The sequence below is a fragment of the Microcystis sp. LE19-131.1A genome (genome assembly GCF_027532015.1).
GTDB lineage: Bacteria > Cyanobacteriota > Cyanobacteriia > Cyanobacteriales > Microcystaceae > Microcystis > Microcystis ichthyoblabe_A.
Genome location: NZ_JAPZSS010000191.1, coordinates 1 through 6778, shown reverse-complemented (window position 1 = coordinate 6778; position 6778 = coordinate 1). Strand labels below are relative to the sequence as shown.

Genomic DNA, 6778 nt, shown 5'->3' with positions numbered 1-6778 from the left:
CTTCTAGGTTCTGTGTGATAAGTTTAACTTACACAGGATCGATCAATCTTTGTGTCCTTTGTGTCTTTGTGGTTCCTTCCACTCGCTCGCCAGCAGGACTGTATCTTAGAATACATTTTACCCACCAAATCCAAAAGAGTCAATAATGCAGGCTAGAGAGCCGATAAGTCAGCGCAAGAGGGCAAAATCTTGATAAACTGAGGGGATAACTATCCTGGACTATTCCCATGACCACTCACTTTATTAGTGCCGAAATCGACCTACAGGAAACCCCGCAACAACTGCAGCAAGAAATCGAAAAAGAATTAGCCAAACGCGGTGAACCCTTGCGCTGGGCAATCACAGAAGTGGATACCGAGAATAATCAAGTCAAAGTCGAAGCGATTGTCACCACTGCCTCGTGAATTCTCGTCCCTATACCGCCGTACTAATTATTCCCACCGGCATCGGGGCAGCGATTGGCGGTTATGCTGGGGATGGCATTCCCGTGGCCAGAGCGATCGCCCAAGTTTGTGATCGCCTAATTACCCATCCCAATGTCCTCAACGGCGCACAACTTTACTGGCCTTTGGACAACACCTACTATGTGGAGGGTTACGCTTTAGATCGTTTTGCCCGGGGGGATTGGGGATTAAGTCCCGTCCATCAAAATCGCATCGGGTTACTATTCGATCGCGCCATTGAATTTGACCTCTTGCAAAGACACCTTCAGGCTGCCGATGCTGTCCGGGCCACCCTAGGCTTAGATCTGACCGATTACCTTATCACCGATGCCCCCCTAAATGTGCAGTTGCGAGAGGCAGCCTCCGGGGCCAGTTGGGGAACAATTGGCAATCCCGACAGCTTGCTGCGGGGAGCAGAAAAACTGATTAACCAAGGCCGGGCGGAAGCGATCGCCATTGTTGCCCGTTTTCCCGACGCTCCCGATAGCATTGCCCTGGCTAATTATCGCCATGGTCAGGGGGTGGATCCCCTTGCCGGGGCCGAAGCGGTGATTTCCCATCTGGTGGTGCGACAATTCCAAATACCGGCGGCCCATGCTCCCGCTTTAAGTCCGCTGCCCCTCGATCCGCAACTTTCCCCCAAGGCCGCGGCCGAAGAAATCGGTTATACTTTTTTACCCTGCGTTTTGGTGGGTTTGAGTCGCGCCCCCCAATTGGTCAAGCAGCCCAGTCCCGATGCTATTTGGAGCCGGGAGGTGGACGCACTGATCGTTCCCGCCAGTGCTTGCGGCTCTAGCACAGTTTTGAGTTTTTGTCAAGAAAAAACCGTACTGATTGCTGTCGAGGAAAATAGTACAAGAATGAAGGTGGCCCCGGAACCCCTAGGGGTGAAAGCAATTAGGGTACACTCATATACAGAGGCGATCGGTGCGATCGTTTGTCAACGGGCCGGGGTTAGCCTCGCATCTCTTCGCCCTAATTTCAACTCTTTACGCTGTTTATCCGAGAATCCGTGACTAATTCCCCTAATTCCGAATTTGATCCCCTGACACGCACACAAGTCCTCACCATTATGGCGGTAACGGCGATTATCTTGCTGGTAGTCGCCAAAGTTTGGCAATATTTCGGTGCGATCGCTATTCCCGCAATTCGCTGGACTCTCCCGGATTTCCTGTTCGGATTAGCCTTAGCGGGGGCAATTAGTGGAATTAGTGGGCTTCTCTATCGTTTTTGGCCTAGTTATCGCCATAGTGCTAACTCTTACTTAGAATTAGTCATTAAACCTTTAGCATGGCCCGATTTAATTTGGGTTGGATTACTGCCGGGGTTAAGTGAAGAATTATTATTTCGCGGGGTGATTTTGCCAGCTTTGGGCTTAAATATCTTTGGTTTAACCGTTTCTAGTCTAATTTTTGGTATCCTCCATTTTAGCGGTCCCCAACAATGGCCCTATGTTATCTGGGCAACTGTTGTCGGTTTTGCCCTCGGTTATACCGTCATCATCACCGGTAATTTATTAATCCCGATCCTCGCTCATATTATCACCAATCTCCTCGCTAGTTTTCTCTGGAAATTACAGCATAGTAATCAGTAATCAGTTATCAGTAATCAGTTATCAGTGGGTAAGTTATCAGTGATCAGATTTGAGTTTTAAGTCAGCAGTATTAAATACAAGTTTCCTACTGTCTTTTCACTGTTCACTGTTCACTGAAAATACTCCCTTCTCCCCAATTCATAATTCCCAGTTCCCCATCTCCTGTCTCCTGTATCCCGTCTCCCGTCTCCGAGTCTCCTATAAAAAATATGGAAGTACAATTTCGCGAATTTAATCCTTTTGATGTCTGGTTTTGGCTGGAATTTTCGACGGTTCCCTCGAATATGGAACAGCAGTATGTAGAAGAAGTTTTTGCCTCTTGGTTTTATTTGGGTAAATTAGGGGCTTTCAATGCCGAAAATCTACAGGTACAGGAGGTGGGAATCGATATTAGTTATATGGAATACGATCCAGATATGGCCGAAAATGCCTTCATGTCACCGATGCACAATATGACCGATTTTGAATACTTAGGTACTTGGGGACGTTGTTGGTTTGATCTCGGTACTAGCGATCTTATTGCTTTAGATATTTTAATCAATGCCTTGACCCAATTAAGTAAGGATTTTGTCGATATTAAACGTTTAATTATCGGTGGAGAAAATCAAGATTGGCCAGTAAGCGATCGCAGTAATTATCTCTTTAGCGAATAATTAGGGTTTACTGAAAAAGTTTCTTGGTGGAGTCAGTATTCTCCGAGTCAGGAGTTTATTTTTATTTATTTATTCTCCCCACACCCTACACCCCACACACACCCCACACCCCACACCCGACACCCCACACCCCACACCCCACTTAACAACATCTATGCTTAATCTCGTCTCCCTTCCAGAAATTCCCGCCGCTGCTTGGAAACGTCCTCTAGGCAAAGGTTGGGAAAAACCCTACAGCGTCCGCTACGCCAGCAATTTAGATGATGGTTCTTGGCATGGGATGCCTCTGGGGGGATTTGGGGCCGGTTGCATCGGACGTTCCCCCAAAGGTGACTTTAACCTCTGGCATCTGGACGGCGGTGAACACAGTTTTAATAGCCTTGCCGCCTGTCAATTTAGCATTTTTGAACAAACAGAAGACGGAAACGCCCAAGCCTACGCTATGGCGACGGAAAGCCCGACGGATGGAACTTTATCGCGCTGGTCGTGGTATCCAGCCGAAAAGGGAAACTATTCGGCCCTTTATCCCCGCAGTTGGTACGAGTATAAAGATGTTTTTCAGACTCAATTAATTTGCGAACAATTCTCACCGGTTTGGGCGCATAATTATCAAGAAAGTAGTTATCCTATTGCCCTATTTGAATGGACGGCCCATAATCCCACCGATAAACCAATTACTATTAGTATTATGCTGACTTGGCAAAATACAATCGGTTGGTTTACTAACGCGATTAAATCCCCAGTGGTTAAAGTGAGAGATGATGGTAGTCCCGTCTATGAATATCAATCAAAATGGGGGGAAAGTGAGGGTAATTATAATCAATGGATTGTCGATAATTTCCGCGTTGGCTGTCTAATGCGTCGAGATTACGAAAACCCTGGGGAAGGGGATGGACAGATGGCGATTGCCAGTATTACTAATCCGAGTCTAGAGGTATTCTATCTGGGTAAATGGAACCCTGCCGGCGATGGGGGGGAAGTTTGGGACTATTTCGCCATGAATGGCTCTTTACCGGATATTGAGGACGAAACCCCCGCCCAAAAAGGGGAACAAACGGCCACGGCCATGGCGATTCGTTTTACCATTCGTCCGGGGAAAACTCGCAAAATTCCTTTTATTTTAGCTTGGGATTTACCAGTCACCGAATTTGCCCAAGGAATTAACTATTATCGTCGTTATACAGACTTTTTCGGTCGCAATGGTCAAAATGCTTGGGCGATGGTACGCACGGCTTTAAAACAGGGCGATACATGGCGAGAAAATATTATTAACTGGCAAAAACCGATCCTAGAACGTAGCGATCTGGCCGATTGGTTTAAAATGGCTTTATTTAACGAATTATATCTGTTAACGGACGGCGGCACTCTCTGGACGGCAGCCACGGAACAGGATCCTATCGGTCAATTTGGGGTCTTAGAATGTATAGATTATCGTTGGTATGAAAGTCTTGATGTGCGTCTCTATGGTTCCTTTGGGTTACTGATGTTATGGCCGCGCTTAGAAAAGGCCGTCATGGAAGCTTTTGCCAGGGCAATTCCCAGCAGTGACGACACTCCTAGGATTATCGGTTATAATCAAGCTAGTGCCATTCGTAAGGCTAAAAATGCCACTCCCCACGATTTAGGCGCACCCAATGAACACCCTTGGCAAAAGAGTAATTACACCAGTTATCAAGATTGTAATCTCTGGAAAGATTTAGGCAGTGATTTTGTTTTATTAGTTTATCGGGATTATTTATTAACGGGGGCTAAAGATGAGGATTTTCTGCGGGAATGTTGGCCGTCAATTGTCCTGACTTTGCAATATTTAAAAACCTTTGACCTTGATAACGATGGCATCCCCGAAAATTCCGGCGCACCAGACCAAACCTTTGATGATTGGCGTTTACAGGGAATTAGTGCCTATTGTGGTGGTTTGTGGATAGCGGCACTAGAAGCGACGCTTAAAATTGGGGCAATTCTTGGAGAAGATACGGCAATTTTTGCCAGTTGGTTACAGCAATCTCGCGCTATTTATCATCAGACTCTCTGGAATGGAGAATATTATAATTTAGATAGTGGCAGTGGTTCCGATGTGGTGATGACTGACCAACTATGCGGTCAATTTTATGCCCGTTTATTGGCTTTGCCGGATGTGGTAGAAAATCAATACACGCAATCAGCTTTAAGTAAGATTTATGAGGCTTGTTTTCTCAAGTTTCATGGGGGAAAATTTGGGGCAGCCAATGGTTTAAAACCCGATGGTACTCCCGAAAATCCCGAGGCAACTCATCCCTTGGAAGTTTGGGTAGGAATTAATTTTGGGTTGGTGGCTTTTTTACTACAAATGGGAATGGAAAAGCAAGGATGGCAAATTACGGAGGCAGTGGTGCGACAAATTTATGAAAATGGCCTACAATTTCGCACCCCAGAAGCAATAACATCGGTGGGAACTTTTCGCGCTTGTCATTATTTACGCGCCATGGCTATCTGGGCTATCTATGGGGTTTTGACGGAATTTCAGGGATAAAACAGGATTATCGCCATCTAACTGGTGATCTGGTTTTACCTGCCTAATTAAAATACAGTGCAGACACACTGATTTTAACCCAATAAAAGTAAGGTATCAATACTGCATTTACCCAACAGACCAACAAAAGAGGCTTTTGTCTCAATTGTTCGGGTGTGTGCTTGTTGTCTGGAACAATACCTTAGCTTACTGCCAAGAACTCTATCAACAGGGAGAGAAAATGGAGAAATGGGCGGATCGAGAATTAGAGTATGTAGAGCGGAGTGGAAAAATCGGAGGGAAGATACGAACAATGGATAGGTTAATGACCGGGGAGTACCGACGACTATCTCAGAAAACGGCAGTTTGGGTGGCAACTTTGTGGGGATGCCTCTGTCCGGGATTAGCGATCGCCGGAGTTCCCAATGGAACTTGGCTTTCTCAACCTCAAATTCGGTTTCATTCCTCCACTAACACCCTCGGCCAGGTCATGAAAGACATCCAAAGCCAAAACTATAAGGTGGTATTCCTGGATTTTCGGGGGGTGTCCGATGAGGTACAGAGGCGGGTGACTTGGGAGGCGCGAGAGTACAAGTTAATGCCGGTGGTCTGGGTTCAGTCGCCCCAGTATCGTTCCCTGACCGTCGCCGAACTGATCCATGAGGCTCGCCATGGGGATGGGATTCAGGTCGATGACCATTTTTTTGCCCATTATTCGGAGGAGGAGTTCCAGTCTCTAGATTTTCAGTACCAGAAACCGATTTTTTGCAGCATTCAGCCATTTCAGGCGAATTTAGTGAAGCGCGGTCGGTGCAATCAGCTTGACGTTCAATGTTATGCCACCCAAAATTTTCAGAACTGTATCGTCCTGGCCCAAAGACTCGGTGCGGTGGTGAGTTTGTCGGAGCGAGATACTTTTAGATATAGAGAGCAACTGGGATCGCGGCCTTTCAACGTTTTTTTATGGCCTTACAACTATCTTCCGCCCACAACAAAAAATCTCTTTCATGCGGTGATTACCTTTCTGGGGGAGCATTATGGAGTGGGAAAGGTGACGGCTAAGATTATTCACCCTAGACCTTTTTAGCTGAAATGATTTATCGAGTATTAACACAGAACAATTACAGATTAGAAAAACCAATTTGGCTCTCTTAGGTTTGGTGGGTAAAATGTATTCACCAAATACAGTCCTGCTGGCGAGGGAGTGGAAGGAACCACAGAGACACAGAGGACACAAAGATTGATCTATCCTATATCGGTTAAACTTATCACACAGAACCTAGAAGAGCCACCAATTTTCAATCACTAAACCTTCTAAATCTTTAAAATCATCAACATTATTAGTAACTAAAGTCAAATTGTTGGTAAAAGCAATAGACGCTATTTGACCATCGACAAAAGTAGGACTCTTACCGACTTTAGACAACCTTGACCTTTAATTGTGCCTACTAAAATAACGTTATTTAGGGCTTGCTGAAAAAGTAAGGGGGCAGCAGGAGAAAGATAATTGATTATTCAAGCCGATTGAGAAGATAAGTTTTTGTTGAGATAATTCAGAGAAAATATAACTTTTATTAATAGCAAAGGGGAGAAAACAGGA

Annotated in this window: 6 protein-coding genes and 1 pseudogene; 6 read left to right on the top strand and 1 reads right to left on the bottom strand. The window is 45.6% G+C overall.

Annotated elements, in window-relative coordinates:
• The first annotated feature begins 227 nt into the window (after positions 1–227).
• The 6 genes from O9323_RS14595 (at position 228) to O9323_RS22910 (ending at position 6265) form a co-directional block, all read left to right on the top strand.
• A complete protein-coding gene (locus O9323_RS14595; RefSeq protein WP_002734354.1) occupies positions 228–404 on the top strand; it encodes a DUF8621 family protein in 177 nt (58 codons plus the stop codon).
• Positions 401–1459, top strand: a complete 1059-nt coding sequence (locus O9323_RS14590) for a DUF3326 domain-containing protein (RefSeq protein WP_288125335.1) — start codon at positions 401–403, stop codon at positions 1457–1459. Before O9323_RS14595 ends, O9323_RS14590 begins: the two co-directional genes overlap by 4 nt.
• A complete protein-coding gene (locus O9323_RS14585) occupies positions 1456–2037 on the top strand; it encodes a CPBP family intramembrane glutamic endopeptidase (RefSeq protein ID WP_002792372.1) in 582 nt (193 codons plus the stop codon). Before O9323_RS14590 ends, O9323_RS14585 begins: the two co-directional genes overlap by 4 nt.
• A 209-nt stretch (positions 2038–2246) precedes the next feature.
• On the top strand, positions 2247–2690 hold the full coding sequence (locus tag O9323_RS14580; RefSeq protein ID WP_002752631.1) for a DUF3531 family protein: 444 nt from the start codon (positions 2247–2249) through the stop codon (positions 2688–2690).
• Positions 2691–2844: 154 nt separating this feature from the next.
• Positions 2845–5199: a GH116 family glycosyl hydrolase gene (locus O9323_RS14575; RefSeq protein WP_193978654.1), complete on the top strand. Its 2355-nt coding sequence runs from the start codon at positions 2845–2847 to the stop codon at positions 5197–5199.
• 46 nt (positions 5200–5245) lie between these two features.
• On the top strand, positions 5246–6265 hold the full coding sequence (locus tag O9323_RS22910) for a helix-turn-helix domain-containing protein (protein WP_502846428.1): 1020 nt from the start codon (positions 5246–5248) through the stop codon (positions 6263–6265).
• Between the two features lie 192 nt (positions 6266–6457).
• Here the strand turns inward: O9323_RS22910 and O9323_RS22700 are convergent.
• Positions 6458–6613 (bottom strand): annotated as a pseudogene (locus O9323_RS22700) (PIN domain-containing protein); the annotation flags it as partial.
• Positions 6614–6778: the final 165 nt, after the last annotated feature.